General features: G+C 42.5%; 25 protein-coding genes. 5 read left to right on the top strand and 20 right to left on the bottom strand.

What is annotated here, in order from left to right:
- Positions 1-59: 59 nt before the first annotated feature.
- The 3 genes from IGK85_RS03470 to IGK85_RS03460 form a co-directional block, all read right to left on the bottom strand.
- Entirely contained in the window at positions 60-1562 is a 1503-nt protein-coding gene (locus IGK85_RS03470; protein WP_008377149.1) for a helix-turn-helix domain-containing protein, read from the bottom strand.
- A gap of 350 nt (positions 1563-1912) precedes the next feature.
- The gene (locus tag IGK85_RS03465; RefSeq protein ID WP_008377147.1) at positions 1913-4189 is read right to left on the bottom strand and encodes a MucBP domain-containing protein; all 2277 of its coding nucleotides are present in this window, start codon (positions 4187-4189) and stop codon (positions 1913-1915) included.
- Positions 4190-4579: 390 nt separating this feature from the next.
- A complete protein-coding gene (locus tag IGK85_RS03460) occupies positions 4580-5053 on the bottom strand; it encodes a DUF1456 family protein (protein ID WP_008377143.1) in 474 nt (157 codons plus the stop codon).
- 258 nt (positions 5054-5311) lie between these two features.
- Between IGK85_RS03460 and IGK85_RS03455 the strand changes: the two genes are divergently transcribed.
- Positions 5312-5761, top strand: a complete 450-nt coding sequence (locus IGK85_RS03455) for a DUF305 domain-containing protein (RefSeq protein ID WP_005237438.1) — start codon at positions 5312-5314, stop codon at positions 5759-5761.
- Positions 5762-5892: 131 nt separating this feature from the next.
- Here IGK85_RS03455 and hisIE read toward each other — a convergent pair whose 3' ends face one another.
- The 8 genes from hisIE to hisG all read right to left on the bottom strand — a co-directional run bounded on the left by hisIE (position 5893) and on the right by hisG (position 13206).
- Positions 5893-6525: a bifunctional phosphoribosyl-AMP cyclohydrolase/phosphoribosyl-ATP diphosphatase HisIE gene (gene hisIE, locus IGK85_RS03450; protein ID WP_008377139.1), complete on the bottom strand. Its 633-nt coding sequence runs from the start codon at positions 6523-6525 to the stop codon at positions 5893-5895.
- 38 nt (positions 6526-6563) lie between these two features.
- Entirely contained in the window at positions 6564-7322 is a 759-nt protein-coding gene (hisF, locus tag IGK85_RS03445) for an imidazole glycerol phosphate synthase subunit HisF (RefSeq protein WP_008377137.1), read from the bottom strand.
- Entirely contained in the window at positions 7319-8038 is a 720-nt protein-coding gene (hisA, locus tag IGK85_RS03440; RefSeq protein WP_008377135.1) for a 1-(5-phosphoribosyl)-5-[(5-phosphoribosylamino)methylideneamino]imidazole-4-carboxamide isomerase, read from the bottom strand. Before hisA ends, hisF begins: the two co-directional genes overlap by 4 nt.
- Entirely contained in the window at positions 8035-8658 is a 624-nt protein-coding gene (gene hisH, locus IGK85_RS03435) for an imidazole glycerol phosphate synthase subunit HisH (RefSeq protein ID WP_008377133.1), read from the bottom strand. Before hisH ends, hisA begins: the two co-directional genes overlap by 4 nt.
- A 66-nt stretch (positions 8659-8724) precedes the next feature.
- Complete coding sequence (hisB, locus tag IGK85_RS03430) at positions 8725-9318, bottom strand: imidazoleglycerol-phosphate dehydratase HisB (RefSeq protein WP_005225202.1); 594 nt, start codon at positions 9316-9318, stop codon at positions 8725-8727.
- Positions 9315-10373 carry a histidinol-phosphate transaminase gene (gene hisC, locus IGK85_RS03425; RefSeq protein WP_008377129.1) on the bottom strand — a complete coding sequence of 353 codons (1059 nt, stop codon included), beginning with the start codon at positions 10371-10373 and terminating at the stop codon, positions 9315-9317. The genes hisB and hisC overlap by 4 nt, the downstream gene beginning before the upstream one ends.
- Positions 10370-11650, bottom strand: coding sequence for a histidinol dehydrogenase (gene hisD, locus IGK85_RS03420; protein WP_008377127.1), 1281 nt, complete (start codon positions 11648-11650; stop codon positions 10370-10372). Before hisD ends, hisC begins: the two co-directional genes overlap by 4 nt.
- Complete coding sequence (gene hisG, locus IGK85_RS03415; RefSeq protein WP_008377124.1) at positions 11647-13206, bottom strand: ATP phosphoribosyltransferase; 1560 nt, start codon at positions 13204-13206, stop codon at positions 11647-11649. Before hisG ends, hisD begins: the two co-directional genes overlap by 4 nt.
- 512 nt (positions 13207-13718) lie before the next feature.
- Between hisG and IGK85_RS03410 the strand changes: the two genes are divergently transcribed.
- Positions 13719-14357: a CPBP family glutamic-type intramembrane protease gene (locus tag IGK85_RS03410; RefSeq protein ID WP_008377122.1), complete on the top strand. Its 639-nt coding sequence runs from the start codon at positions 13719-13721 to the stop codon at positions 14355-14357.
- 157 nt (positions 14358-14514) lie between these two features.
- On the opposite strand, the gene IGK85_RS03405 is transcribed toward IGK85_RS03410, so the two are convergent.
- The 9 genes from IGK85_RS03405 to IGK85_RS03365 all read right to left on the bottom strand — a co-directional run bounded on the left by IGK85_RS03405 (position 14515) and on the right by IGK85_RS03365 (position 22885).
- Positions 14515-14679 (bottom strand): hypothetical protein, encoded by a 165-nt coding sequence (locus IGK85_RS03405; protein WP_008377119.1) that lies wholly within the window; start codon positions 14677-14679, stop codon positions 14515-14517.
- Positions 14680-14796: 117 nt separating this feature from the next.
- Positions 14797-15639, bottom strand: coding sequence for a Cof-type HAD-IIB family hydrolase (locus IGK85_RS03400; protein ID WP_008377116.1), 843 nt, complete (start codon positions 15637-15639; stop codon positions 14797-14799).
- A gap of 250 nt (positions 15640-15889) precedes the next feature.
- On the bottom strand, positions 15890-16273 hold the full coding sequence (locus tag IGK85_RS03395) for a DUF7006 family protein (RefSeq protein ID WP_008377114.1): 384 nt from the start codon (positions 16271-16273) through the stop codon (positions 15890-15892).
- Between the two features lie 536 nt (positions 16274-16809).
- The gene (locus tag IGK85_RS03390) at positions 16810-17466 is read right to left on the bottom strand and encodes an HAD family hydrolase (protein ID WP_008377113.1); all 657 of its coding nucleotides are present in this window, start codon (positions 17464-17466) and stop codon (positions 16810-16812) included.
- A gap of 280 nt (positions 17467-17746) precedes the next feature.
- Positions 17747-18361 carry a hypothetical protein gene (locus IGK85_RS03385; protein ID WP_005237455.1) on the bottom strand — a complete coding sequence of 205 codons (615 nt, stop codon included), beginning with the start codon at positions 18359-18361 and terminating at the stop codon, positions 17747-17749.
- Positions 18362-18594: 233 nt separating this feature from the next.
- Positions 18595-19884, bottom strand: coding sequence for a CapA family protein (locus IGK85_RS03380; RefSeq protein WP_008377110.1), 1290 nt, complete (start codon positions 19882-19884; stop codon positions 18595-18597).
- Positions 19885-20151: 267 nt separating this feature from the next.
- Positions 20152-20283 (bottom strand): hypothetical protein, encoded by a 132-nt coding sequence (locus IGK85_RS03375; RefSeq protein WP_005237465.1) that lies wholly within the window; start codon positions 20281-20283, stop codon positions 20152-20154.
- Positions 20280-22418: a ferrous iron transport protein B gene (feoB, locus tag IGK85_RS03370; RefSeq protein ID WP_008377107.1), complete on the bottom strand. Its 2139-nt coding sequence runs from the start codon at positions 22416-22418 to the stop codon at positions 20280-20282. Before feoB ends, IGK85_RS03375 begins: the two co-directional genes overlap by 4 nt.
- Positions 22415-22885, bottom strand: a complete 471-nt coding sequence (locus IGK85_RS03365; RefSeq protein ID WP_008377095.1) for a FeoA family protein — start codon at positions 22883-22885, stop codon at positions 22415-22417. The genes feoB and IGK85_RS03365 overlap by 4 nt, the downstream gene beginning before the upstream one ends.
- Positions 22886-23241: 356 nt before the next feature.
- On the opposite strand from IGK85_RS03365, the gene nrdH reads away from it, so the two are divergent.
- From nrdH to nrdF, 3 genes are all read left to right on the top strand, one after another.
- On the top strand, positions 23242-23466 hold the full coding sequence (gene nrdH, locus IGK85_RS03360; protein ID WP_005225182.1) for a glutaredoxin-like protein NrdH: 225 nt from the start codon (positions 23242-23244) through the stop codon (positions 23464-23466).
- A gap of 97 nt (positions 23467-23563) precedes the next feature.
- Entirely contained in the window at positions 23564-25723 is a 2160-nt protein-coding gene (gene nrdE, locus IGK85_RS03355; protein ID WP_008377092.1) for a class 1b ribonucleoside-diphosphate reductase subunit alpha, read from the top strand.
- Between the two features lie 97 nt (positions 25724-25820).
- A complete protein-coding gene (gene nrdF / locus IGK85_RS03350) occupies positions 25821-26786 on the top strand; it encodes a class 1b ribonucleoside-diphosphate reductase subunit beta (protein ID WP_005225180.1) in 966 nt (321 codons plus the stop codon).
- The last annotated feature ends 38 nt before the right edge of the window (positions 26787-26824 follow it).

Here is a 26824-nt window from a genome sequence, read left to right as displayed (position 1 = left end):
AAAAACAGGCAGTCCTCTCAGATTTGAGAATACTGCCTGTTTGCTGAATCTTGGGTAAATCAATCATTTTCATTGTATTTTTTATTGGAGGTATTCTGAAATGTTTCCACCGCTTCAATTAGTTCCAGCCACCGGTCACCGGTTGGAAAGCTATTCCACTTAAAAAATTGGACGTTTGGATTTTGGTCCAAAAAGGCTTGCCGATCAACTGGATAATCGGTCACCACAAAATCTGGTTTTTCTGAAACGAAAGCGAGGGTATAGCCAAACCAGCGTTTCAATCGTTCTTTTTGTCTGATTTCTTGAATTTTTCCAAATTTTGATTCATGAAAGATGCGGACTGTCGTTCGATCGATTTTTGCTACAATTGAAAGAAGCATGCTGTATTGAAAAAGCAGTCGATTATTGGAAGCATACATGGTAGTAAAAATTGGGGATTGTTGGGCTAACGATTGGTACATCTCCTGCACGAGTGGAAAAATTTTGGGAAAGACTCTGCGATAATCTTTATCCGTTGTCGTTTTTCCAAAAGCATCAATTTTATTTTTCGACGCAAAGAGGAGTGACACAGAATGAATGTTCAAGGCATTAACGAAAAGATACTCGATCTCCCCTTCAGGGACGAGAAAGATCTTCTGAGCAGTTTTTGCAAACAGTCTTGCTGTTGCAATTGATCCTTCCGAGAAGTGATCAACAACTCTTAGTTGGCTAGGAATCTCTTCAGGCAAATACGTCGTCATCACAGAAAACATATAATATAAGAAGAGAAACTCTGTTTCTGGAACGTCACTTAGAATCAAGTTAGCGTTTAGCAATGGTTTTATGAGCTCTTCTTTGAATTGCTCGTAGGAAATCGTGTGATGGACCATTTTCTTCATCTCTTGAGGAATCTCTTTTACCGGAAATCCTCTTTTAAAACGATAAAGACTTAGTGCAAGCAGTTGGATAAATTTTTCCTGATCGATACCGCGATAAAAACTAGGATAACTTGTCAACTTCTCCTTCAATGCACGAACACTTTGCTTCGACAATCCAATATAACGCACATTCGTCGCATCATAGATCTGCCAATACATGATATGGAAAAAATGACGAATTCGGTATTCTTCCGCTACAAATAACGGTTTCTTTTTTAAATTCAATTTGATTTGATAATTCTCAAGAATCGTTTCTACTTCCTTGAGCTTTCTTTGAACCGTGCGATTACTGACATAATGTTGTTGGGCGGTTTCTTCCAAAGACACGTATTTATCACTAAAGAGTCTGTCTAAAATTTGAAAGGGCATACTTTCTGCTAACATAACCGAATAGAATTTTGACAACAAAAAATTAGGCGCAAAATCAAGGGCTAGCTCCCTTCCTTCTCGCATGTCGATTTCAAAAAAAGGGTATGATTTTTGTAAGTCTCTTGCACGCTCAAAAACTAAAACGATTCTTCTTTTTGATAAATGCACATGATCCGCAAGGTCACTCAATAGTTCACGATCAATGGCATGTTCAAAAAAATACGCAAATAGCTCATAGACATCTTGATCCAATTTAGTTAAAAGAAATTTATACATAGTAATACCTCTTAACTTTAGTTTTACAGTAATTATACTCTTTTAAACGTGCATTTTCATTTCCTAGGTGTTGATTCATTCGTTTCTCTCAATGAAACATTCTTGCTAAATAATTCTGTTATTCGAGATTGTCTTGGAACGTTAGTCTGATAAAGAATCAGAGTCTCAAATGATCAGAAATTCTTTGAGCTACTGGGAATAGTCAGATAAAATCCATTCAAAGATTAAGGAGACGAGGAAACCGTCCAATCCATCCTACAAAAAAGGAGTGGATCGCCCCACTCCATAAAAGGTTAACTTTTTAAACCAATCGTTCATTCTGGACATATTTTACTCTTTATAGAGAAGCTTTAATTCTCAGTTTTTCTTTTTCTTCGCCAAATTGCTAAGAAAGAAAATAGAACAATGATCGTTCCCAAAAAGCCCATGATTCGTTGACCTGTTAGTTGCTCTCCTGTGGCAGGTAATTTACTTTTCCCGTTGGTTTGTGTGTTGGTTTGTGTGTTCATTTGATTGTCTTTGTTTCCTGATTTATCCTCTTTTTCTTCTTCAGGGGTTTTGTTTTCTGATTCAGGCGTATCTGCTCCTGAATCATCCTCTGGTTTATTCTCTTTTTCAGCACCGTACACATAGATGACTTCTTGTGCGGTAGTACTGAACATCCCTTTGGCATTGCTTGGTATTTGAGAAACCGTCCAGCCTGAAAGTTCTTTGGCTTCACTCTCATACGGCAAACCTACTTTGCCGTTCAGAATCGTTGGTTCGGCTAACTGATTGCCTTCTGTATCTTCGTATTTTACCGTCACTGGTGCAGCATCACTACGTTCATACACATAGACCACTTCTTGCGCGGTGTCACTGAAGATGCCTTTGGCATTCGCTGGCGTTTGAGTCACCGTCCAGCCTGAAAGTTCTTTGGTTTCACTCTCGTATGGCAAACCTACTTTGCCGTTCAGAATCGTTGATTCTGCTAACTGATTGCCTTCTGTATCTTCGTATCTTATCGTCACTGGTGCAGCATCACTACGTTCATACACATAGACCACTTCTTGCGCGGTGTCGCCGAAGATGCCTTTGGCATTGTCGGGTGTTTGAGCTACATACCAACCAGGAATAGATTCTGACTTGCTCTCATACGGCAAACCTACTTTGCCGTTCAGAATCGTTGGTTCGGCTAACTGATTGCCTTCTGTATCTTCGTATCTTACTGTCACGGGTGCAGCATCACTGCGTTTGTATACATAAACGACTTCTTGCGGGGTATCACTGAAAGTACCTGTTTTATCCCCTTGGATTTCTTTCAATGTATAGCCAGCAATCGGCTCTTCTTGTGTCGTATACGGTTCACCAACAACCCCTGATAAAGTGACGTCTGGTAACAATGTCTTTTTACTTTCATCAACATACTTGACGGTCACATCTTCTGCAGTATTCACATACTTCACAGGTAGTTGATAATTCACTAAATATTGAATGGTACCTGTACTAGCAACTCTTTCTGTGGACAAACGATTAGGAACAAGAGAAGTGATTGACAAATAATCAACATTGGCGGGAATATTTTTAAATTGAATCCCTTCTTCAGTCAATTCGAACCCATCATTTTCATATAAGGGAAAGATATAGCCATTTTTATCTACCCCCCGAATCGAATAAGAATACTTTTTGTTGGACAAAGAAGAGAGCAACGCATTTCCTTGGGTATCAACCATCATATGGTCTTTATAAAGAACATCAGATTGGCCGTCTTTTACTAACATTGACTCTAATAGTATTTTCTCCTGAGTCATAATAGATAGTCGGGAATTTTGATGGTGTTCTGCAGATAGCTCTAACTTAGAAAAATCCGTCATACTACTTGCATAGACCGTCAGATAATCTGTAACCCACCCACTAAGATATTGACCAACCCCAATTAATTCTTGGGCTGTCAAATAGGCATCATAATTTCCTATGTGGATATTTGAAAAAGATCCTTTTGGAAGAATTTGTGCTAGTACATTAGGACGGGTAAACAAAGTTGCATTTTCCGCCATAGTGATTTTGGGAACATTCGCAGCAATAATAGACGTCGTATATAACGCTTGTAAGTTGCTAGCGTATTCTAAGCCAGTAAAATCGACTACTGTGTCTTTGACTAAAGAAGAAAAATCTAGCTGTTTTAGATTCGCCATATCTTCTTGAGTGATTGTATCAACTGTTTTGTTTAGCCCTTTCGCTACCTCATTTTGCAAATTCTTATCCGGCATCCAAGCGTCCAATGGAACGCTGCGATCAGAGAATGCCTCTTTCATTTCTGCTGACGATTCGGTTGCCAAGCTAGCTGTGTCTTCACTTGAATCAGGTAGTTTTTTTTCTGTCCTTTCCGTCGAGCCATTTTTCTCATCATCATTAAATACTTCTTGCGATTCTGAGTTACTTGTGGTGTCCCCGTTGAATTCTTCTATACGAGAAGAAGCGACTGTTTCAGTAGTCTCCTCCACTTTTTCTAATGTTCCTAGTGTCGTTATTTCCTTGTTTGATGGAATGGTTTCCTGTTCCTCAGCCATAACTTGTGCCAAAGGTGCCAACACAGGCTGACTTAACAAGATCGCCAATGACAAATAGCCCCAAAATTTCCTTTTCATAACATTCTCCTTTTATATTCGTTTAAATACGATACGCTTTCCTATCTTTCACCTATCTACAAACTTCGCCTTCTGATGATGGTGATGACTTGTTAATTACAACCTTTAGACACAGGATGCTCCTGTTCATTTTGATAGTATTGCATGGTTCATCATTCTGAACACGTCAACATTTGTATCAGAAATGACCAAACTTGTCAGGTTTCAACGAACAGGTTATTCAAGCAATCAGATCGTTCACTTAACCTGCTTCTTCATGCTCCAAGCTTGGACTCGGTCAGCGCTACAATCACTTATTTAAATTGTTATTTTTACACACATAAAAAGAGACACATAACATGCATCTCTTTAGGCGCCCCATTGTAAGTTCAGTCTATTATTGATTTTTTACTAGTTATCCCGATACTCGATCGTCAATCCTTTTAAAAAGTTGCGGGCATATTTGTCTAAGCATGGCTTGTAATTGCGATGGCCTTCTTTGCGTAAAATGGCGCCCAGTTCACCTTTTGAAACCTTAACTCCCGCTTGCTCGAAAATGTTCAGCATTTCATCCGTTGTTAGGGAAAGGGCGATTTTTATTTTCTTCAGCATCAAATTATTCACATTGCCATTGTTCAACTCTAAGACAGGTTCTGCAGCATCTGACTTTGTTCCTCGTTGCGAGCGAATCAAACCATTTAAGAAACGCTCAAAGGCTTCATTGGTACACTCAATCTCGTAGGTCTCAGGGTCTTTTTTCTTCAATAATTGTCTTACTTCTTCTTTCGTGAAAGAAGCGCCGCCAAGTTCAAAAATTTTCACCATGTCAGTATCTTTGATATCCAAAGCATAGCGTAAACGCGTCAAGCGATCATTGTGATTCATTCTATACACCATCCATTTCTTAGGTTGATTATAACAAATAAACCTAGACGAGTAATCCCGTTTTCGCTTTTTTACTCTAAGAACCCATTGTTTTCGTTCAAATGTATATCGCTTCTCTCATTCTACTTCCTCCGCTATACTTGATTTAGGGAGTAAATTTATTCTAACAAAACAATAAACAAAAAAAAGCATCTATTACGATGATGTTTTGGATTGCTTTATTGTTTTTATTTTGTATACAAAAAGGAGAGGAAAGAAATGAAGAAGTATGGGAAATTTTTGGTAATGATTGGGGTATCGACGGTGATTATGTTTTGTATGATGTATTTCAATGTCTATGCCCTCGATCATATTTTTTTCAGCCAAACCCGCCTGTTTATGGCACTTATGATGGGCGCGATGATGGCGATCATCATGCTATTGTTTATGTGGAAGATGTATGACAACAAGAAAATGAATATCGGCATTCTAGTTGTCAGTGTTGCACTCTTTTTTAGTTCACTTTTTATGGTCAGAAGCCAAACTGCCGTGGGAGATACAGCCTGGATGAAAGCCATGATTCCCCATCATTCGATTGCGATTCTAACCAGTAAAAATGCCGATTTGTCTGATCCAAGAGTAAAAGAACTTGCAGAAAAAATCATCGACGCACAGGAAAAAGAAATCAAAGAAATGAAAGAATTGATCGAAGAGTTAGAAAACAAATAGCAATTTTATGTGCTCACTTAAAGAACCAGCAGATCAACTTTTTCCTCACGGATGAGAAGCCCTTCAAGCAATAGCTGAAGGGCTTCTTTTTTATCGTCAGCTACTTTCTTTCTACTGAAAAATCCTGACCGTTATTGCATCCGCTCTTGTTTGACTTTCTTATCCACAACATGACGCTTGGCAAGCTCTTGGCGAATAGCCGCTAAATCAATCCCCATTTCTGCCATTAAAACCAATGTATGATACGCCAAATCAGCAATCTCATAAACGGTTTCTTGACGGTCTTCCTTCATCGCCCCAATTACGACCTCGGTTGCTTCCTCGCCGATTTTTTTTAAGATTTTTTCACTGCCTTTTTCAAACAAGTAGCTGGTATAGCTTCCTTCTTGTGGCGTATCTTTACGACCTTTTATCAGCTCATACAACGCATCGATGGTTGGAGAGGATTTTGTACCATAAAGCACTTCTGTAAAGCAGCTTTCCGTGCCTGTATGGCAAGCAGGTCCGTCTTTTTTTACTTTAGCGACTAAGGCATCTTGATCGCAATCTGCTGTCAATGACACTAAATGCTGGTAATTGCCGCTGGTTTCTCCTTTGCGCCACAATTCTTGACGACTGCGGGAATAAAAGGTCATCAATCGGTCCTTCAAGGTCAAGGTCAAACTTTCTTGGTTCATATAAGCCAAAGTCAAGACTTCATTCGTTTCCACATCCTGCACGATCACTGGAACCAATCCTTGTTCATCAAATCGTACTTGCACCATGTTATCCACTCCTTCTGTTGCCTATCAAAACGCCTACTCTATACGATTCGTACGGGAATATCGACGGCCTGTAATTGTTTTTTCAGCTCTGGGATTTTTACCTCGCCATAGTGAAAAATCGAGGCTGCCAGTCCTGCTTCAATATTTGGCAATTGAAACAGCTCGATAAAATCGGTACTTTTGCCAGCACCACCGGATGCGACGATCGGTAATTTTGTGATTTCGCTGACAGCTTTCAGCAAGTCGAGATCAAACCCCTGCTTCACGCCATCGGTATCCATGCTGTTGATGACTAGTTCACCAGCACCTAACTGCTCAGCTTGGTGAATCCACGCCAATGCTTCTAAGCCTGTATCTTCCCGTCCGCCTTTGGCAAACACATGCCAGTTCTCACCGACACGGCGAACATCAACGGATAAAACAACGCACTGGCTGCCATAGCGTTTCGCGCCTTCTGCGATCAGCTCTGGTCGGCGAAGCGCTCCCGAATTGACGCTGACTTTGTCGGCGCCACAGTTTAAGACTCGCTCAAAATCTGCTACTTGATTGATGCCACCGCCCACCGTCAAAGGAATAAACACTTCTGACGCCACGCGCTGCAAAATGTCCGTGAATAAGCCGCGTTCTTCTGCAGAAGCAGTAATGTCATAAAAAACCAGCTCATCGGCGCCTTGTTCATTGTAAAAGCGCGCCAAAGTCACCGGATCATTGACATCTTTTAAGCCAGCAAAGTTGACCCCTTTCACGACTCGCCCATCTCGCACATCAAGGCAAGGAATAATTCGTTTGGCGATCATGCTTCTGCCTCCCCTGCTGCTAAGACATCGGCCAATTGGAGACTGCCGTTATATAAGGATTTCCCGACGATCACGCCAGAGATGCCCAACTGTTTTAATCCTTTGATATCTGCCAATGAAGCCACGCCGCCAGATGCCACGATGTCGCAATCCAATTGATTGAGTTTTTCGTATAGCGGCAGATTGATGCCTTCTCCTGTACCGTCACGGGAGATTTCGGTAAAGATGATCGTTTGCGCTCCCCATGCCACCAATTGTTGGCAAAAAGTAAACGCGTCTGTTGCCGTTTTCTCGAGCCAGCCTTCCACTGCCACTTTTTCTTCCTTGGCATCGACTCCAATGGCGATCTTATTGCCGTATTTCTTGAGCATCGCTTTTGTGAATGCTGGGTCTTTCTGGGCAATCGTGCCGAGGATCACCCGATGAACGCCTGCTGCCAAACAATGTTGGATCGTTTCTTCCTCACGAATCCCGCCGCCAACTTCGACAAACAGATTAGTCTGCTGGACGATATTTTTTGCGACATCAAAGTAATGGAGTTTGCCGGCTTTGGCACCATCTAAGTCGACGAGGTGCAGATAGTTGGCACCCGCTTCTTCAAAGGAACGAGCAAATGCCACTGGATCATCCCCAAACACTTCTTTTTGCTCATAGTCTCCTTGGTACAAACGGACCACTTTTTGATCTAACAGATCGATTGCTGGAAAAATTTTCATAGCGGCACCTCCGTAAATGCTTTTAAAATCTTCAACCCGACTGCCCCGCTTTTTTCTGGGTGAAACTGAGTGCCGAAGACATTGTCTTTTTGCACGATACCGGGAATTGCTAGACCATAGTCACTGTCTGCCACGACATACTCTTGGCAATCAGCAGCAAAATAACTGTGGACATAGTAGACAAAGTCTTGTTCCCCTAACCCGCTGACGAGGGGGCTTTCTTTTCTGACAGTCAAACGATTCCAACCAATCTGTGGCACTTTCAGATTCAGTTTGGCTTCTTCAAAGGCGCTTTGCATGGAAACGATCCGTCCTGGAATCAAACCGAGCCCCGCATGTGTGCCAAACTCCTCACTGCTATCAAACAACAGCTGCATCCCTAAACAAATGCCTAAAAAGGGTTTGCCAGCTGCTGCCAATTCTTGGATCGGTTCGATCAGCGACAACTCTGCCAACTTTTGGCGGGCATCGCCAAAAGCCCCTACGCCGGGTAAAAGAATGCGGTCGGCAGCTTTTAATTCTGCTAGTGAACGCGTGATTCGGCACTCAACACCCAAATAGTCCAGCGAACGAGACAAGCTGAACAAATTTCCGACCCCATAGTCGATGATTGCTAACATAATACGCCCCTTTCCTTATCTCATCCCTCTGTGTGGAAGATACGTAATCATTTTCCCCCTCATGAATCACTGAATCGTCCCTTTGGTTGAAGGGATCTCATCTGGGGCTGCTTGATTGATCGCCACCGCTTCACCTAAAGCACGCCCAAAACCTTTAAAGCAAGCTTCCACAATGTGGTGGCTGTTTTTGCCAGCGATTTGATGGAGATGGATCGTAGCACCTAATTCACGGGCAAAAGCAATGAAGAATTCTTCAACCAACTCCGTATCAAACTGCTGCCCAATTTTTTCACTCGGTATCGCCAACTCTACGACTGCCATGCCGCGACCGCTAATATCGATCGCTGTCATAACTAAGGCTTCGTCCATCGGCAGCAGCATACTACCATAGCGTTTGATACCTCGTCGCTCCCCAAGACTTTCTGAAAACGCTCGGCCAATGGCGATGGCAACGTCTTCTGTTGTGTGATGGGCATCTACTTCTGTATCGCCATCACAAACCAACGTCAAATCAAAGCGACCGTGGCGGACAAATAATTCCAGCATGTGGTCTAAAAACCCCACACCAGTCTTGATTGATTGCTGACCAGTACCATCGATCGTCAACTGCAGGTGGATCTTGGTTTCCGTCGTATTGCGGGTAACTTCTGCTTTTCTCATTCCTTCACCTCTTCTATGATCGTTGTTAGCACCGTCATCAGTCGTTCCATCTGGGCCTTCGTTCCTACCGTAATTCGTAAATACTCTTTGATGCGGGGCTGATTGAACCAGCGGACGAAGATTTTCTGCTCTTTCAGTGCCTGATACAACTCTTCACCGGCAATCGCAGGGTGCCTTGCAAACAAAAAATTCCCTTGGCTGTCGGTCTGCTCAAAGTCGAATTTCGCTAGGGCTTGCTTGCTCCACTCACGCACGTGGATCGTTGCTTGGATTTTCTCATCGACATACGCTTGTTCCTGCAAAACTGCTGCACCAGCGGCTTGGGTCAAACTATTGACATTGTACGGATTCAAGCTAAATTTCAACCGATTCAAGTCTTGGATCAGTCCTTCATTGGCAACCGCAAAGCCTAAGCGTGCTCCTGCCAGCTGCCGAGATTTCGAAAACGTCCCCACAACCAAGAGATTTGGGTATTGATCGATCAAAGAAACCATTGAAGAGCCGCCAAAATCGATATAGGCCTCATCGACTATCACTAAGCGATCGGGATGCCGTTTTAGAAAGGCACAGATTTCGCTTTGTTCTTGATAAACCCCAGTCGGGGCATTGGGATTGGCAAAAATGACGGTCCCTTTGAGTGAATCGTAGTCCGTTAACGCGATCGAGAAATCTTCTTGCAGCGGAACAACGGTGGCAGCGACTTGGTACAAGGCACTATACACTTGATAAAACCCGTAGGTCACATCGGGAAAGGCGATGCCGTTTTCCGTGAAGCCTTGAAAGAGGTAGGACAAGACTTCGTCACTGCCATTACCGAGAAACAGTTGGGCTGGTGTAACGCCAAGATAGGCAGCCAGAGGGTTTGTCACTACTTCAGCAGCAATATCCGAGTAACGATTCAGCTTTTGGGCGGCATCAGCAACCGCTGCTTGAACACTTGGCGCTGGCGGATAAGGACTTTCATTGGTGTTCAGTTTAATAACGACTTGCTCATCTACTTGTTCCCCCGGTGTATAAGGAGTCAGCTTGTGATACTTTTGATGTAAAAAGGTCATTTTTCTCCCTCTCTTCGTACATTGATCGAACGGGCATGGCCGATCAAGTCTTCGGTTTCCGCGAACAACGCTACAGCTGGACCAGCTGCTTTCATGGCTGCCTCTGGGTAATACAAATAACTGCTTTTCTTAATAAAATCGTCCACTGATAACGGCGAATAGAAACGAGCCGTCCCTTCTGTCGGTAGGGTATGGTTTGGTCCAGCAAAATAATCTCCCAGTACTTCCGGTGTATGGTGACCTAAAAAGACGCTACCCGCATTTTCTACTTGTCCCAATAATGCAAAAGGATCAGCCACCGCTAATTCAAGGTGTTCTGGAGCAATTTGATTGGCAATGGTAAGTGCTTCGGTCAAATCTTTGACCAGAATCAGCTTTCCGCTAGATTCAAGCGCCGCAGCAGCAATGTCTTTGCGGGGCAGTTGCTTCAGCTGCAACTCAAGCTCGGCTTGTACTTCTTCAATCAAAGCTGCTTCTGTTGTGACTAAGATAGCTTGCGCTAAGGGATCATGCTCGGCTTGTGCCAAAAGATCCGCCGACAGCCAGCGAGGATTTGCGCTGGCATCAGCGAGGATCAGCACATCGCTGGGCCCTGCGATCATATCGATATCAACTTCGCCGTACACCATTTTTTTCGCTGTGGCGACATAAATATTTCCCGGTCCGACGATTTTGTCGACTTTGGGAATTGTTTCTGTTCCATAAGCCAATGCCGCTACGCCATGGGCCCCACCGACTTTGTAGATTTCATCCACTCCGGCAACGGAAGCTGCCGCTAAAATAGCAGCCGGAACTTTTCCCTGACTGTCCGTCGGTGTGATCATAACGATTTTTTTGACCCCGGCGATTTTTGCCGGCAGGACATCCATCAAAACCGTACTTGGATAAGCTGCTGTGCCGCCAGGAACATAGACCCCGACTTTTGCTAATGGTAAGACCCGCTGTCCCATCACAACGCCATTTTCCTTCGTTAAGACAAAGCCTTGCTGGACTTGTTTTTGATGAAATGCCAAAATGTTTTCTTTCGCCTGTTCCATCACATTAAGCAGCTCGGGTGAGACGGCATGGACAGCCGCGTCTATCTCCCCTGGACTGACGGTTAAGGAAGACAAGGTCACTTGATCGATTTCCTCAATTAATTGAAACAACGCCTGATCTCCTTGCTGCTGAACACGGGCAATGATTTGGGCGACAATGGTTGAAACATCTTTCGTTTCCGACTGTTTCCTTGCCACAATCGTTTCGATCGTATTTTTTTGGGTCGAAAAAATTCTCATAATTGCTCCCTCACCTTCTCAATCACTGTTTGAATGCGTTCTTGCTTGAAACGCCACGTGGCGTGGTTGATCACTAAGCGCGCTGAAGACGGCGCGATGTCTTGGATCACTTCTAAATCATTTTCTTTTAGTGTCGTCCCCGTTTCGACGATGTCAACGATCACATCGGAGAGACCTAATAAAGGGGCCAATTCAATCGATCCATGCAGTTGGATCAATTCCACTGAGCGACCTAACCCTTGATAAAACTGGCGGGTGATCTGCGGATATTTTGTAGAGACCCGCAGCGGTCGGGAGAAATCTTCCTCGAAATCCTTACGCGCCGCTACGGCCAAACGGCAGACCCCCATATGCAAATCAAGAAATTCGATGACTTCCGCCTTGCTTTCCATTAAAATATCTTTGCCTACGACACCGATATCCGCCACTCCGTGCTCCACATAGATTGCTACATCGCTAGGCTTGACTAAGAAAAAGCGCAGCTTGTTTTCTTCATCACAAAAAATTAGTTGGCGATTGTCTTTAAAGACGCCTTGCGCAGCGACTCCAGCTTTCGTGAATAAATCGTATACGGCATCCCCCATGCGGCCTTTAGGTAGCGCAATGTTCAAATAGCCTGAACTTTCGTTGTCAGTCGGCAACTTTTGCCCTACATGGTTGAGCTTCATACCAAACCCGATCGCCCCTTGCGCTTTGCCTTGCCGAATCATCAAGCGATCATAACGGCCGCCATATAAAATCGTCTCTCTTGCTTCTTCGATGAATCCTTGAAACAGCAAACCACTGTAATAATCGGCATCATTTAAAATCGAAAAATCCAGCCTTATCCGAATGGAGGCTGACAGTTGTTCTTTTTGCAATGCTTGATACAGTTGTTTTAGTTCTGCTAAACCAGCTTGTGCTTGGGGATACTCTGCCAGCAGCTCTTTGGCTTTTTGATACTTGGTTTCAAAATCACCTGACAAACGTACCAGTTTCGCCAATTTTTCAGCTTCTGTTGCTGACAAGCCAGCCTTTTCAGTCAGTGCATCCATGCCATGGGAACTCTTGTCCCGCAGGCAGTGCAGTACCTTTTGTCGATCCGCTTCGGGGAAGCGTTGGCAGATGCCATCCAAAATCCCCATATGAGACAGATCCAAGGTCCCTTTTCCCACCTGAGCCAAACTTTCCCAAGCCAGTTTTACAACCTCCAGTTGATCTTCCCATGTGATTTGGTCAATGAGCTCCAAACCGATTTGATCGATCTTTTGGTATTCCCCTGCTTGGCGATCCTGTCGATAGACATCCTCCACATAATACACTCTGCGCGCTTCTCCAGAAGGTGTATTTTTGGCAATCGACAAGGTGACATCGGGTTTTAGCGCCATCGTCCTGCCATCCGTGCCTGTAAACGTGATGATGGAAGAACCACGCAAGAACTGATCATTTTGCTGATAGTTGCGATACTCTTCAAAATTGTTCGAGTGATAAGGTGAAAAATGATGCTGCGTATACAATTTTCTTAATTTCAGTTCGACTTGTTCGGCTGGTTTCAATACATTCCATAACTCTTCCACACTTATCACTCCTATTTCATGCCACTGATTCGGCTTTATCACTGTTAAAGGCTCGCTTTATCATCGATTCACCATCAGTTTTTCTAATAATACTAATGGTTTTGCCATAAATAAGCAATGGTATTTTTCGAAATATTCTGGAATTTTTAGTCGATTTCAAGAGAACATAGCGATGTCGTTTCTTTGTTGACGATTATTCCATCGAAACTGGAAGTCAGTTTTCCTTTCTTAATGAAGTAACTTAGTACTTGTGCATCCTCCATCACTTAGTTGCACAACCATAAAAAGTCCGAAATATACGACCATCTTGTTTCAGAAACTCGTTATCGATTACTCTATCCTTTGTACCGTACAAAGAAATGGCGCAAATGAAGCGATGATATGAAAATCACCCAAAACGTTCATTGTCGTACTTATCGCTTATATTGCGGCACAAAAAGCACACTGCAGAAGAATCAGAGAAAACAGCTAAATAGTACATGCTCTATAGCTTAATAAGGAGAGAAAAGTAAATGAACAAACTTATAGGAAAACAAATCTCATGGAACAACGCTTTACTAGGAACAGTCCTCGCAGGTATCGGTTTGGTCGGTCTTTTGTATGCACCTGCCATCGTCAGCATCTTCTCATTATTGATTGCCAGCTATTGGGCATTACGGCTGGTTTACGGTAAAGAAGCAGTCAAGCAGCTCTTCGGAAAACCCATCGCACCAGTGAAGACGATCAGCAAGTATTTCCTTTTAAACATCCTGATCAGCTTCCTCGTTTCTCTCGTATTGCAATACGTACTAAAGTGGGATCTTCACGGAAATCCAGTGAACGAAGGCTTTCAATGGTTGACTCTGCTCGTTATTCCAATCATGTTACTTGGAGAAGAACTCTTTTCCATCTTCTTTTTAGCGATCTTTTCTAGTAAATGTACCTTGCCAGTTGCCAGCATCCTTTCCGCGATCCTCTTTGGCTTGGTTCATTACAGCACTTATGACAACGGCAATGTTTTCCATACCTTGGTCCATATTCTTTTCATTCAAGGGGTGGCGCGCTTGCTATTTAACCAAGCTGCCATCAAGAGCAACTCGATCCTGACTAGTTGGGGCACACATGTCTTGTTCGACCTGTTTGCTATTTTAGTGGCTTATCTGACTGCTTGAGAAGAAAGAAAAAGACTGATTCAATTGGAATCAGTCTTTTTTGATACAACAAATAGTTACTTGTGTGCCCCTCCTTGAAAGGACGCATTGATCGCTTTTGTGCCTTTCACAAGGTTGGGTGTTTGTTCTATTCGCTGCGTTTCATAAGAAAATGGTCTTACTTTTTAAAGGTACCCTCTTTTACTTTCTCACAAATTTCTGCCTCACTGTACACCTTCATCAGCCGTTTGACTTCGCCTTCGATGTTGAAGCGCAAGGCTTCTGTCGCCTTCAGATTTTTCAATGCTTGTTCAAGATAACAAAAAAAGGTTGTTTCCTTCATTCAACTCAGCCTCCTTGTCAATCGTTGGTTTTACCGATCAGTTTACCAACATCGCTCAACTCCTGATCAATTCCTCCAGGAAACAAAAGGATTGTGCAGACATCTGCTTCTTAGTAGCTACACGAGGCCGTGCTTTTGGAGTGCTTGCGCAATCCCGCCGTCTTCTGGTCGATCCGTCACCTCGTCAGCTACTGCCAATAGCTGTTCACAGGCATTGCCCATCGCAATTCCCGTCGCAACAGCTTCAAACATTTCGACATCATTATGGCCGTCACCAAACGCCAAGGTATCTTTGTTATCGATCCCTAGATGGTTCAAGAGAAAATCGATGGCTGTTTTCTTGTGGATATTCTTGATGCCGATCTCACCGCTATCTTTGCCAAAAACAGGTACCGTACTGCGAATCATTTGGAATTGTTCGTGGTATTGGTCATGGACCTGTTCATAAGGAATGGAATGATTGATGAAGGAAACTTTGTTCACGTCATCGTAATCGATTTTCGCTTCGTCCTCAATCAGTAAATCAAGGAACCACTGAATAGTTTGAACCCGCTGTTTTCCTGCTTCACTTTCAACAGACTCACCTGCTAAGACGATCTCCAGCAAACGATTTCTTAGATTGGTACTTGCAAATAAACCTTGGTTCGATTCCAAGTAATACTCGATTTGGTTTTCTTTTAAGAAATCAATCAATCTTAATAAAGCTTCTTTTTCAAAAACTTTGTGCAAAATCACCTCATTATGCACCTCACAATAACCGCCGCCGGCACCAATCATCCCACTTAGGGGCAGTGCCAACACGTCTTCTGTAATTTCGGCCTTTGAACGACCGGTACATAAGAAAAATTCATGGCCTTTCTTATGCGCCGCTGTGATCGCTTGGCGTGCACTTTCTGGTACATTTCCAGCATCATCACATAATGTTCCATCTACATCTAAAAAGACAATTTTTTTCGTCAAATCATTCCCTCTTTTCTCACTCAATCAATAAAGCGCTCACATGAACGTACTTGCCGAACACAAGGTGTCAAGATCAGCTCCTTAGAATTAGTATAACAAATCACAAGGAAAGTGCGCTAGACTATTTTACTAGATCATAAGATGGGATTCTGTTATTGTGATCCCTCTTTCTATTCCTCTAATCCCGTGTTCATCGCGTTATTGCTCCATGTGTTCTTTCTTGAGATGGTTGAATTATCCTAAAATATGCTTACTCCTCACTTAAATAAATTAAACTCCATTTTGGTACTTGATTGTTTTTTTGACCTGTAAGCTCGCGATAATAAGATTTTTTATCATTTTTGATCATACAAATAATTTCATGCTCATCCATACAAAACTCTTTGCATAGGTTTGTTCTACTATTTTCAAAAAGTTCCAGTAAAATTTGAATCTGCGCATCTATTGCTAGAAGTGCTTTGAGCTGATCAAATAAATTTTTTGATCGATCATAATAAATGTACTCAAATTCATTGCAGAGTTCTTGATAAAAATGAAAAATTTTGGGGAAATCTGTCATTACCCCTAAACTTCGCAACACTTCTTTTGAATAACACAAATAGTCTTTCGGTTCCTTGATATTTTCTGATATCATATCCTTACTCCTTTACATCTATGTTTTTTTGGTGAAAGTAGCGCTATCCCTTCTGCTCGCTTTGATTTTCTTCCGATAGGTTTTTTAATTGAAGCTTAGCTGTCCAAAAACCACTAAAAATGATTGGGTCTTTAGCTCTTACCAATGCAGACACATTAAGAAAATCAGTTAGGCCTATTATAGTTTCCCTTTCAGGTTCTCTTATAATTACTTTTTATTAAATAAAAGAAATAAGAGTGAAAAAGAGGCGGCCCCGTTCCCTTCTGCTAAAAAGTAGTGCCCGAATGCAACTAGATCGTCTCTAATGACAAGAAAATGACTATAATATCCATAAAAATCAACAGATAGCTAAAATTGTTGCTTCATGTAAATAGACGCCCCATATCCATACCAACAAAAAAAACCAATAATCGAATCTATCGATCATTGGTCGAAACCTCAAATATACTGCTGGAAGAAGACGCTCAGTCCATTCTATTTTTCACGCTACAGGTCAAAAATAGAAATGATTTTTAAACTGTGTCAGTAAAAATAGATCAAGCATAGATATAATCTAAAATATCCTGCGGCACTTCTGCCAAAGCATCTGGTTTTTCAGCGGAAAGTTTTTTCGCATCGTGGCTGCCCCAGGTAACAGCGATGGTTTTGACACCGGCTGCTTTGCCCATCTGGATATCAAAAATAGCATCTCCTACCATGATCGTCCTTGTCGGATCAAACTGATAGTGAGTAACTACTTTATCGATTCCTTCTGGATGAGGCTTATAGTGGGACACCGCATCTGAGCCGATGATTTCTTCAAAGAACGCCACAAGGCTCTGAGCAGCCAAATTTCGTTTAACGACCGCTGTCTTCTTACTTGAAACGACGAAACAAGGAACCTTTCGTTTCATTAAGATTTCTAGGACATGGGGAATTTCAGGAAATACGTTCAAGGTACTTTCCTCGTATGTTTGATAATAGGTACGAAAAATCCGAATCAGTTCCGTTGCTGTTTCTTGATCCAATGGCTGTTCTGACATTTTAAAAAACGATTCTTCGATCGGTATCCCCATGTAATGTTCAATGACTACCTCACTCGGTACTTTGAGTCCCATCTCTGTAAAAGCTGCTTTTGTCGCCTTGATGCTGCATTCTCTCGAATCTAATAGGGTTCCGTCTAAATCAAATATCACACACTCAATCTTCTTCACGACATTTCCTCCTCTGAAAGATACTACAGCACGTTTCTCCAAAGTACTTTTTAAATCCTGTAGTATTCCTTTTCATTACTGATTATCTCTATTTTAACACTAAAAAAAAGCATTATCATAATTTTAGATACCGTCATTTATTTAATACTAATATTTTTATATAAAAAACGACTCAATTTGAAAACAGAGTCGTTTCTACCTGAAAAGCAGTCGAAGCTACAAAGAGGTCTATTCGTGAGAAATAAGACTTCGATGCTCTTTTGATCACACAATTTTCTTTTTATTGTAAGATATAGCCTTTGCCCCAAGCGGTACGAACCCGTTTTTCAGTGTAGTCGTATTCATCTAATTTTTCATTGATTCGTTTCGCTAATATCGACAACTGAGATTTTCTTGAGTTTGTTCCACCATTTCCCCAAATTTTCCAACATAGGTCTTCTCGATTGATAAATTGCTCTTCTCCTAAATTGTTAAAAAAGATCTGTTCTTGCAGACTAAGAAATTTAGGAAAGGATTCTTTCGTGACGGATGCTTTTTCTAACTTACGACTAATTGGTGGTAGTGCAGCCAAAAATTCTCTCAGCTCGACAAAAGAGCGATTCAGGTACGTGGCATTTTCAGCTTTTTCCATCCTACCTTCTTGTTCAATATTCCCTGGCAAGATACGGACGATTCGTTTTTGATAATAAGGAGCCAACGCCTGATTGATCAATAAAAATTCTGGATCTGCAATCGTTTCACTGACAAATAAGCAGTCAAATAATTTGGCGCTTTCTATCAACCATTCCGCCTCTTCTGTATTTTTCCCTACGAACACTTCATGACTCAAAATCTGTAACTCCCGCTGCAAATCAATCTCATATGATATATTTTTCGTCAGTATAATAATTCTCATGACACATCCTGCTTTCTTTCCCTTTTATTCAGAAATCATCTACTGAATCCTTTCCGACTCATTTCTGAATGCTTTATATTGACATTATTACTTATTTTTATCAGTTTGAGGTGTCATTTTTTGTTCATAAATGATAGTCTACTGTCATGTTTTGTTGGAAGGAGCACCATTCGTTTCATGATTCGTTTTCTCGAGAGCTAATAAAAAAGCAACCTGTTGGTCAGGTTGCCTTATTAGTCATTTTGATTTTCTTTTTGCTGCTCCCACTTCAAATCTAACAGCTCCAGCATTTCATGGTAGGCGGTTTCTATGCGCTGTCGTTTTTCTTCAGGAACACGTTTGGCGTATTGTCCATCCGGTAGATAATCTTCGGCCAAGTAAACTTGAAAATCAAAGGCCTGCAAGACGCCGTATTCTGGATCATAATAGGTACGATCAGGGATCGGTTCTTTGGAGACCCAAGTCGGATGCATGGCAATCTTGCTTAAATAGGTCCGCTGCCCTTCTTTGGAGATTTCAACTTCTGGGATGACGCCTCGTTCGGTCCAATAGTTGTTATTGACGGTTTCATAACGTTGATTCGACAATAAGTTTCCCATTGAATAAATGATAAATTTCTTTTCACCGTCCTTTTCGATGATTTCGGTTGGTTCTGCTACATGCGGATGGCCACCGAAGATAATATCAGCACCAAAATCGATCATCTTCCGATAAACAGTTTGTTGTTCTTCCGTTGGTTCTAAAGAATACTCGACACCAGACTGAGGCATCACGATGGTGATATCCGCCAGGCTTTCCGCTTCTTTGATCTCTGCTTCCACTTTATCTAACGACAAGTCTTTCAAATAGGTGTCATACTCTGCTTGAGTTAAGCTTTCTTCAAGGCCATTGAAGCCATAGGCATAGGCCAAGAGAGCAACTTTAATCCCGTTGACTTCTTTGACCAGGATTCCGCTATTGTCGACCGTGACACCAATCGTTGCCAAGCCTTGGTCGTGAAAAGCAGCCGCCGTTGTTTTGATTCCTTCGATCCCTGTATCTAAAATATGGTTATGGGCAAGATCGATCACATCAAAGCCCGCGTTTTTGATACTGGCAACGGCATCGATAGGGGCGTTGAATAAGGGAAAACCGCCGAGCGGTTTATTGGGATTGATGGTTCCTTCAAAATCACCTAAAGCAAGATCCGCCGATGCAATCAGCGGTTTGACTTGCTCAAAATCGTTGTCAAAATCATAACGCTTACCATCGTAAGCGCTTAAATAAACAGGTGTATGATAAAGCATATCGCCACTAGCTGTCACTGTGATGGTTTTTACTGCTGGCTTTGTTTCGGTAGAACTACTCGTTTCTTGCATTGGCTTTGTTGCCTTTGTCGTTTCTGCTGTATGACGCTGTTCGGGGATGCTTGTCACTTGAATCACTAGATAAATCACTCCAAGTATGATTGCCAGCAACGCTGTACTTAACCCCACAATGATCCGCTGGTGTTTCTGACGCTCCCGTCTTCGTTGTTGTCTCATGCCCTCACCCTTTCACTCTGCTTTATCAAAAACCTATCTTCGTTTACGTTCTAACGAGATTCCCTGCTCCCTTTCCTGCGAATCTCACTAAATAATATCTTTTTATTAAATAATTATACTATATTTGAGATTCCTTTAATAGGTCGTTTTGTAAAGAATAAAAAAACAGCCCGATCGTGATCGAACTGCTTTATTCTTTTCTGAGTTGTTTTATTCGTTTCTATAGTAGTTCTGACATCAGAAGTTTTTCCTTTCTGCTGTCATCCGCTACTTTGCTTCCTCATGCTTCACGGGACAACTGCTGTGGCAATCAGAACAATGATCCTTTTTCACCATGCGGTACACCACACGACCGCCATAGCCAAAAATCAGTCCGCTTAGAATTACTGTAGCAATCATTTTTCGCCTCCTACGACTTGGATCAAGGGCGCACTCCCTCGGAATGGTTTCTTCACCAGAGCAAATACTAATAGACCAGCAATGACTATTGCCGCAAAAACACCTAGCGTGAGGTGTCCGCCTTCAAAGATGACGTGTCCGAATTGGTACACCAGAAAACTGGCGCAGTACGCCAAGCCGCATTGATAGCCAATGGCTAACCACGTCCACTTGCTGTCCCCCATTTCACGGTGGATCGCACCGATGGCAGCAAAACAGGGGGCACATAGTAAATTAAAGACGAGGAAAGAGTATGCCGCCACAGCAGTGTAATCGCCGCGCAACACTTGCCAAATCTCCGTCCCACTTTCTGACAACTCACCGGTTTGTCCGTAGAGAATCCCGAATGTGCCGATCACATTTTCTTTGGCCACCAAGCCAGTGATCGTCGCCACGGCGCCTCGCCAAGTTCCCCAGCCTAGGGGAGCGAAAAGGGGCGCCAAAAGTCGACCGAAAAAGGCCAAAATGCTTTGGTCTTCACTGACCCGCTGCAAGGCAAAGCTGTAGCTGGAGGTAAACCAGACAAAGATACAAGCCACAAAGATTATCGTTCCGGCTTTTTTTACAAAAGCAATGGCTCGATCACAGGCACTTTTCAAAATCGTTGTGAGCTGCGGCAAGTGATACGCTGGCAGTTCCATAATGAATGGTGCCAGATCACCTGCAAAAAGCGGCGTTTTTTTCAAGACGATCCCTGAAAAAATCACAGCACCCATGCCGACAAAATAGGCCGATGGTGCGACCCAACTATAATGAGGGAAAAAGGCACCCGAAATCAATGCAATGATCGGCAATTTGGCAGAACAAGGCATAAAGGTCGTGACCATCACCGTCAACCGACGATCCTTTTCGTTTTCAATCGTTCGGCTTGCCATCACCCCCGGCACGCCGCAACCTGTAGCGATTAACATGGGGATAAACGACTTGCCAGAAAGACCAAACTTGCGAAACAGTCTGTCCATGACAAATGCCACCCGTGCCATGTATCCACAGTCCTCCAAGATAGCCAAGCAAAAAAACAACACGAAGATCTGCGGCAAAAAGCCTAAGACCGCACCGACCCCTGCCACGATGCCATCCAAAATCAATTCTTGCAGCCACTGGGCGACCCGCAGCTGTTCTAGCCAGTGCGCTGCTGTTTCGGGTATCCAGCTGCCAAATAATACATCATTGACCCAATCGGTGCCGATCGTGCCAATCGTCTGAATCGATAAATAGTAGATTCCCCACATAATGAAGGCAAAAATTGGTAGCGCCAATACGCGATGGGTCAACACGCGGTCGATTTTGTCGCTGAAGGCTAAGTGCTGATCTGTTTCCTTGATGACTGCCAGCGCCAACAATTCTTCAATGAAGCCATAGCGCTCATTAACGAGAATGGCGTCACTGCTGTCTTTAAAGATCATCTCTAAAATCGAAATCGTCTCCTGAATGACTGCTTGCTGGGAATCAGTCAGTTTACACATTGCTTGAATCGCTTCATCTTTTTCAAAGAGTTTTATGGCAAACCAGCGTTTTTGCTGCTGAGGGATCGTCTCTGGCAAAATCGCCATGATCTCGGTCAAGCCAGCTTCTAAACGATCATCGTAGCGGGGAGGGAGCTGTTGTGTGTTGACTGCGTGCTTCGCTGCCTCGATCATTTTGGCTAAACCACGTTGTTTCAAAGCACTGATCCCCACTACCGGAATCCCTAATCCGTAAGCCAATTTTTCGAAGTTGATCTGCAAGCCTTTTTTCTTTAATAGGTCGATCATGTTGATGGCTGCCACGGTGGGAACATTCATTTCTAATAATTGCAAGGTTAAATACAGATTTCGCTCAAGATTAGTTCCGTCAATAATATTGATTACCGCATCCAGCGATGCTTCCATCAAATAATTGCGGGAAATCAGTTCTTCCGGCGTATAAGGCGACAAGGAATAGATCCCGGGCAGATCTTGGATCAACACGTGCCGGTCTTTTCTCAGTCGCCCCGCTTTACGTTCTACGGTGACACCCGGCCAATTGCCCACTGTTTGTTTGGCACCAGTCAATTGATTGAAAGTACTTGTTTTCCCGCTATTGGGATTTCCTGCTAATGCAAAGTGATAGGTCATAACGTTTCGACTCCTTTTTCGACAAAAACCAACGCTGCTTCTTGCTTTCTCAAAGACAATTCATAGCCGCGGAGCCGAATCTCCATTGGATCACCCAATGGAGCCAGTTTCACTACTTCCAAATGTACGTTTTTCGTAAGACCCATATCCATCAAACGACGGCGCAAAGCACCTTTTGCACCAATCTGATTGACCTTCCCGCTTTCACCGACTTGTAGCTGATCCAAAGAGGTAATGACGGTTTGCTGCTGGATCTCTGTGACATCGATTTGTTCCATGATCCTTGCATCTAAGGCAATCCGCGTTCCCTGGTGCAAAATGATGCCGCCTTTGCGATCTTTTTGTACCACAACGATTTCAACGCCCGTGCGAATGCCAAGATCGTTTAAATGAACCGTGATTTCTTTGGTTGTTGCCAACGAGTCGATTTTGTATGTCCCAGAAGCCCGAGTTTGCGCCATTTTCATTGGTTCTTACTCCTTTTGTGAAGTGTTGTTTTAATTAACCCACTTTAATTGAGAATGATTATCATTATAATAGAGCCATTTCCACAGGAAGTCAATCTGTTTTCGACTTAACTTTGAATCTTCCTTCACAATGGAGATTTTTTTTACTCATTTTGATTGCATATCCCCTCTAATAATTACGCAAAAACCTTGTAATTCTACGTATTTTCCTTTTTTTCATTTGCATAAAAAACACAGAAACACTATAAATTGTGTATGCCGAATTCACAAGCACAAGATATAGTGTTTTTTCGTTGACTTTCTCCGAGACTTATTTATACTAGGTTTATAACTATTACAACTCGGAGGAAACAATTATGAATATCAAACTATTTTCTAAAAACAACTGCATGCAATGTAAAATGGCGAAACGCTTTTTAAGTGAAAATCAGATTGCCTTTGAAGAAATCAATATCGATAATGAGCCTGAAGCATTAGAATTTTTGAAAGAACAAGGATTTCAAAGTGTGCCAGTCATTACCTCTGATGCGCAAACGATCATCGGTTTCCGTCCAGATCAACTACGTCAATTAGCGAGCTAAGATTTTTCTCAATGTGATGCTTTTGAGGGATTTGTCAGTCGTCCAGACCGCAAGTCCTTTTTTATACGAACAAAACAAGAAAAGAGGTTAGCCATTTATGAGCTTGAAAGAAATCAAAGATGTCAGTTATTTCAAATTGAATAATGAGATCAACCGTCCAGTAGATGGTCAAATTCCATTAAATAAAGACAAAGAAGCCCTAGCGGCATTCTTTAAAGAAAACGTTGAACCAAATACCTTAACCTTTGCGACTGCAATGGACAAAATCAATTATTTGATTGAAAATGATTATTTAGAAGAAGAATTTATCAAAAAGTACCGTCCTGCTTTTATTGAGGACTTGTATCAATTCTTAGATGAGCAACACTTTACTTTCAAATCATTTATGGCTGCTTACAAGTTTTATTCACAATATGCATTAAAAACGAATGATGGTACCGCGTATCTTGAGCGTTACGAAGATCGGGTGGCGTTCAACGCCCTTTACTTTGCGGATGGGAATGAAGAGTTAGCCATGAGCTTGGCAGATGAAATGATCTACCAACGTTACCAACCAGCAACCCCTTCTTTCTTGAACGCAGGACGCAAACGTCGCGGTGAATTAGTTTCTTGTTTCTTGATCCAAATCACTGATGACATGAACGCGATCGGTCGTGGGATCAACTCCGCGCTGCAACTTTCACGGATCGGCGGCGGTGTCGGGATCACATTATCAAACTTGCGGGAAGCTGGCGCGCCTATCAAAGGCTACGAAGGTGCAGCAAGTGGTGTGATGCCTGTAATGAAATTGTTTGAAGATAGCTTCAGCTATTCAAACCAATTGGGTCAACGGCAAGGGGCTGGTGTGGTCTACTTGAACGTCTTCCACCCAGACATCATCAGCTTTTTATCAGCGAAAAAAGAAAATGCAGATGAAAAAATCCGTGTCAAAACCTTATCATTAGGTGTGATCGTACCTGACAAATTTTACGAATTGACGCGTAAAAATGAAGAGATGTATCTCTTTAGTCCGTACAGTGTCGAAAAAGAATATGGCGTACCATTTTCTTATGTCGATATCACCAAGGAATACGACAACTTAGTCATGAATCCACGGATTCGCAAGACTAAAATCAGAGCTCGCGATTTAGAAAATGAAATTTCTAAATTGCAACAAGAATCTGGTTATCCTTATATCATTAATATCGATACAGCAAACCGCAGCAACCCAATCGATGGCAAGATCATCATGAGTAATCTTTGTTCCGAGATCCTTCAAGTTCAAGCACCATCTGAGATCAACGGCAAGCAAGAATACGAGGTTTTAGGAACAGATATCAGCTGTAACTTAGGTTCCACCAATATCGTGAACTTGATGGACAGCCCTGACTTTGGGAAATCTGTTCGAGCAATGACTCGTGCCTTGACCTTCGTTACTGATGCGTCTGACATTGACGTGGTACCATCGATCCAAAATGGGAATGCCTTGAACCACACGATCGGGTTAGGCGCAATGGGCTTGCATACCTATTTTGCAAAAAATCAAATGGAATACGGTTCACCAGAATCCCTTGAATTTACTGATCTTTATTTCATGTTGTTGAACTATTGGACATTGGTTGAAAGCAATGCCATCGCCAAAGAAAAAGGCGAAGTTTTCCATAACTTTGAAAAATCAGCTTATGCAGATGGCAGCTACTTCACTGATTATATCCAAGGTGACTACCAACCAAAATCGGAAAAAGTCAAAGCATTGTTTGAAGGCGTCTTTTTACCAACTGGTGAAGATTGGGCAGCCTTGGCACAAACCGTCAAAGAAACCGGCTTGTATCACCAAAACCGCTTAGCCGTTGCACCAAATGGTTCGATCTCTTATATCAATGATACGAGTGCCAGCATCCACCCGATCACTCGGATGATCGAAGAACGCCAAGAAAAGAAAATCGGCAAGATCTATTATCCAGCACCTTACTTGAGCAATGAGACGATCGGCTACTACAAATCAGCCTACGATATGGATATGCGCAAAGTGATCGATGTTTACGCAACTGCTCAAAAACACGTCGATCAAGGGATGAGTATGACCTTGTTTATGCGTTCAGATATTCCAGAAGGTCTTTACGAATGGAAAGAAACGACAAAACAAACCACCCGTGATTTGAACATCTTGCGTCACTATGCTTTCCACAAAGGGATCAAATCGATCTACTATGTACGGACCTTTACAGATGATGCAGAAGAGATCGGCAGCAACCAATGTGAAAGCTGTGTCATCTAATCCAACTTTTGCCTGAAAACGAACCAATAGCCTACCCCTGCTCTTTCTTGAGAGCGGGTCGGCTGTTGTCTTGATACGATTATTGGAGGAACCGACTATGGGTAAGACTTACTATGAAGCAATCAACTGGAATGAGATCGAAGATATCATCGATAAATCCACTTGGGAAAAATTAACAGAGCAATTCTGGTTAGATACGCGGATCCCTTTATCAAATGACCTTGATGATTGGCGGACGCTATCACCATTAGAAAAAACGACGGTGGGCTACGTCTTTGGCGGCTTGACCTTATTAGATACCGTTCAATCAGAAAGCGGTATGGATCAACTGCGTAAAGATGTCCGCACCCCACATGAAGAAGCGGTCTTGAACAACATCCAATTTATGGAATCTGTCCATGCAAAAAGCTATTCATCGATTTTCAGCACCTTGAATACAAAAGCGGAGATCGCCGATATTTTTGAATGGACCAATACCAATCCTTACTTACAAAAGAAAGCCGAACGAATCAATGAGATTTACAAAAATGGGACACCGCTAGAGAAAAAAATCGCCAGTGTGTTTCTAGAGACCTTCTTATTCTATTCAGGTTTCTATACACCCCTTTACTACTTAGGTAATAACAAACTAGCGAACGTAGCGGAGATCATCAAATTGATCATTCGTGACGAATCCGTTCATGGCACGTATATCGGCTACAAATTCCAATTAGGTTTCAACGAATTACCAGAAGACGAACAGCAAAAGCTGAAAGACTGGATGTACGACTTGTTGTATGAGTTGTATGAAAACGAAGAACGTTATACCGAAGAATTATACGATGAGATTGGCTGGACCGAGGAAGTCAAAACCTTCTTGCGTTACAATGCCAATAAGGCTTTGATGAATCTAGGACAAGACCCGCTTTTCCCAGACACCGCCAACGATGTCAATCCAATCGTCATGAACGGTATTTCAACTGGTACCAGCAATCACGACTTCTTCTCACAAGTTGGGAACGGGTATCTGCTTGGTTCCGTTGAAGCGATGAAAGACGATGACTACTTCATCGGACTTGATTGATTTGCTTACAAATAAACACCTTGTTTCTCGCCAATAGA

The organism is Enterococcus sp. AZ015 (genome assembly GCF_050499225.1).
GTDB classification, from domain to species: Bacteria; Bacillota; Bacilli; order Lactobacillales; family Enterococcaceae; genus Enterococcus_D; species Enterococcus_D entomosocium.
The sequence above is the reverse complement of the archived record's forward strand: the minus strand, read 5'-3'. Positions and strand labels throughout refer to the sequence as shown.

Bases quoted from the DNA above. Each gene is read 5' to 3' on its own strand.
- IGK85_RS03380 (WP_008377110.1), bottom strand. From the start codon at position 19,884: ATGAGACAACAACGAAGACGGGAGCGTCAGAAACACCAGCGGATCATT.
- hisF (WP_008377137.1), bottom strand. From the start codon at position 7,322: ATGATCGCCAAACGAATTATTCCTTGCCTTGATGTGCGAGATGGGCGA.
- IGK85_RS03375 (WP_005237465.1), bottom strand. From the start codon at position 20,283: ATGATTGCTACAGTAATTCTAAGCGGACTGATTTTTGGCTATGGCGGT.
- hisIE (WP_008377139.1), bottom strand. From the start codon at position 6,525: ATGGTGCAAGTACGATTTGATGAACAAGGATTGGTTCCAGTGATCGTG.
- IGK85_RS03395 (WP_008377114.1), bottom strand. From the start codon at position 16,273: ATGATATCAGAAAATATCAAGGAACCGAAAGACTATTTGTGTTATTCA.
- hisA (WP_008377135.1), bottom strand. From the start codon at position 8,038: ATGAAAATTTTTCCAGCAATCGATCTGTTAGATCAAAAAGTGGTCCGT.
- IGK85_RS03455 (WP_005237438.1), top strand. From the start codon at position 5,312: ATGAAGAAGTATGGGAAATTTTTGGTAATGATTGGGGTATCGACGGTG.
- hisH (WP_008377133.1), bottom strand. From the start codon at position 8,658: ATGTTAGCAATCATCGACTATGGGGTCGGAAATTTGTTCAGCTTGTCT.
- IGK85_RS03460 (WP_008377143.1), bottom strand. From the start codon at position 5,053: ATGAATCACAATGATCGCTTGACGCGTTTACGCTATGCTTTGGATATC.
- nrdF (WP_005225180.1), top strand. From the start codon at position 25,821: ATGGGTAAGACTTACTATGAAGCAATCAACTGGAATGAGATCGAAGAT.
- feoB (WP_008377107.1), bottom strand. From the start codon at position 22,418: ATGACCTATCACTTTGCATTAGCAGGAAATCCCAATAGCGGGAAAACA.
- hisC (WP_008377129.1), bottom strand. From the start codon at position 10,373: ATGACCTTTTTACATCAAAAGTATCACAAGCTGACTCCTTATACACCG.
- IGK85_RS03410 (WP_008377122.1), top strand. From the start codon at position 13,719: ATGAACAAACTTATAGGAAAACAAATCTCATGGAACAACGCTTTACTA.
- nrdE (WP_008377092.1), top strand. From the start codon at position 23,564: ATGAGCTTGAAAGAAATCAAAGATGTCAGTTATTTCAAATTGAATAAT.
- IGK85_RS03385 (WP_005237455.1), bottom strand. From the start codon at position 18,361: ATGAGAATTATTATACTGACGAAAAATATATCATATGAGATTGATTTG.
- IGK85_RS03465 (WP_008377147.1), bottom strand. From the start codon at position 4,189: ATGAAAAGGAAATTTTGGGGCTATTTGTCATTGGCGATCTTGTTAAGT.
- IGK85_RS03405 (WP_008377119.1), bottom strand. From the start codon at position 14,679: ATGAAGGAAACAACCTTTTTTTGTTATCTTGAACAAGCATTGAAAAAT.
- IGK85_RS03365 (WP_008377095.1), bottom strand. From the start codon at position 22,885: ATGAAAATGGCGCAAACTCGGGCTTCTGGGACATACAAAATCGACTCG.
- IGK85_RS03470 (WP_008377149.1), bottom strand. From the start codon at position 1,562: ATGTATAAATTTCTTTTAACTAAATTGGATCAAGATGTCTATGAGCTA.
- hisD (WP_008377127.1), bottom strand. From the start codon at position 11,650: ATGAGAATTTTTTCGACCCAAAAAAATACGATCGAAACGATTGTGGCA.
- nrdH (WP_005225182.1), top strand. From the start codon at position 23,242: ATGAATATCAAACTATTTTCTAAAAACAACTGCATGCAATGTAAAATG.
- hisB (WP_005225202.1), bottom strand. From the start codon at position 9,318: ATGAGAAAAGCAGAAGTTACCCGCAATACGACGGAAACCAAGATCCAC.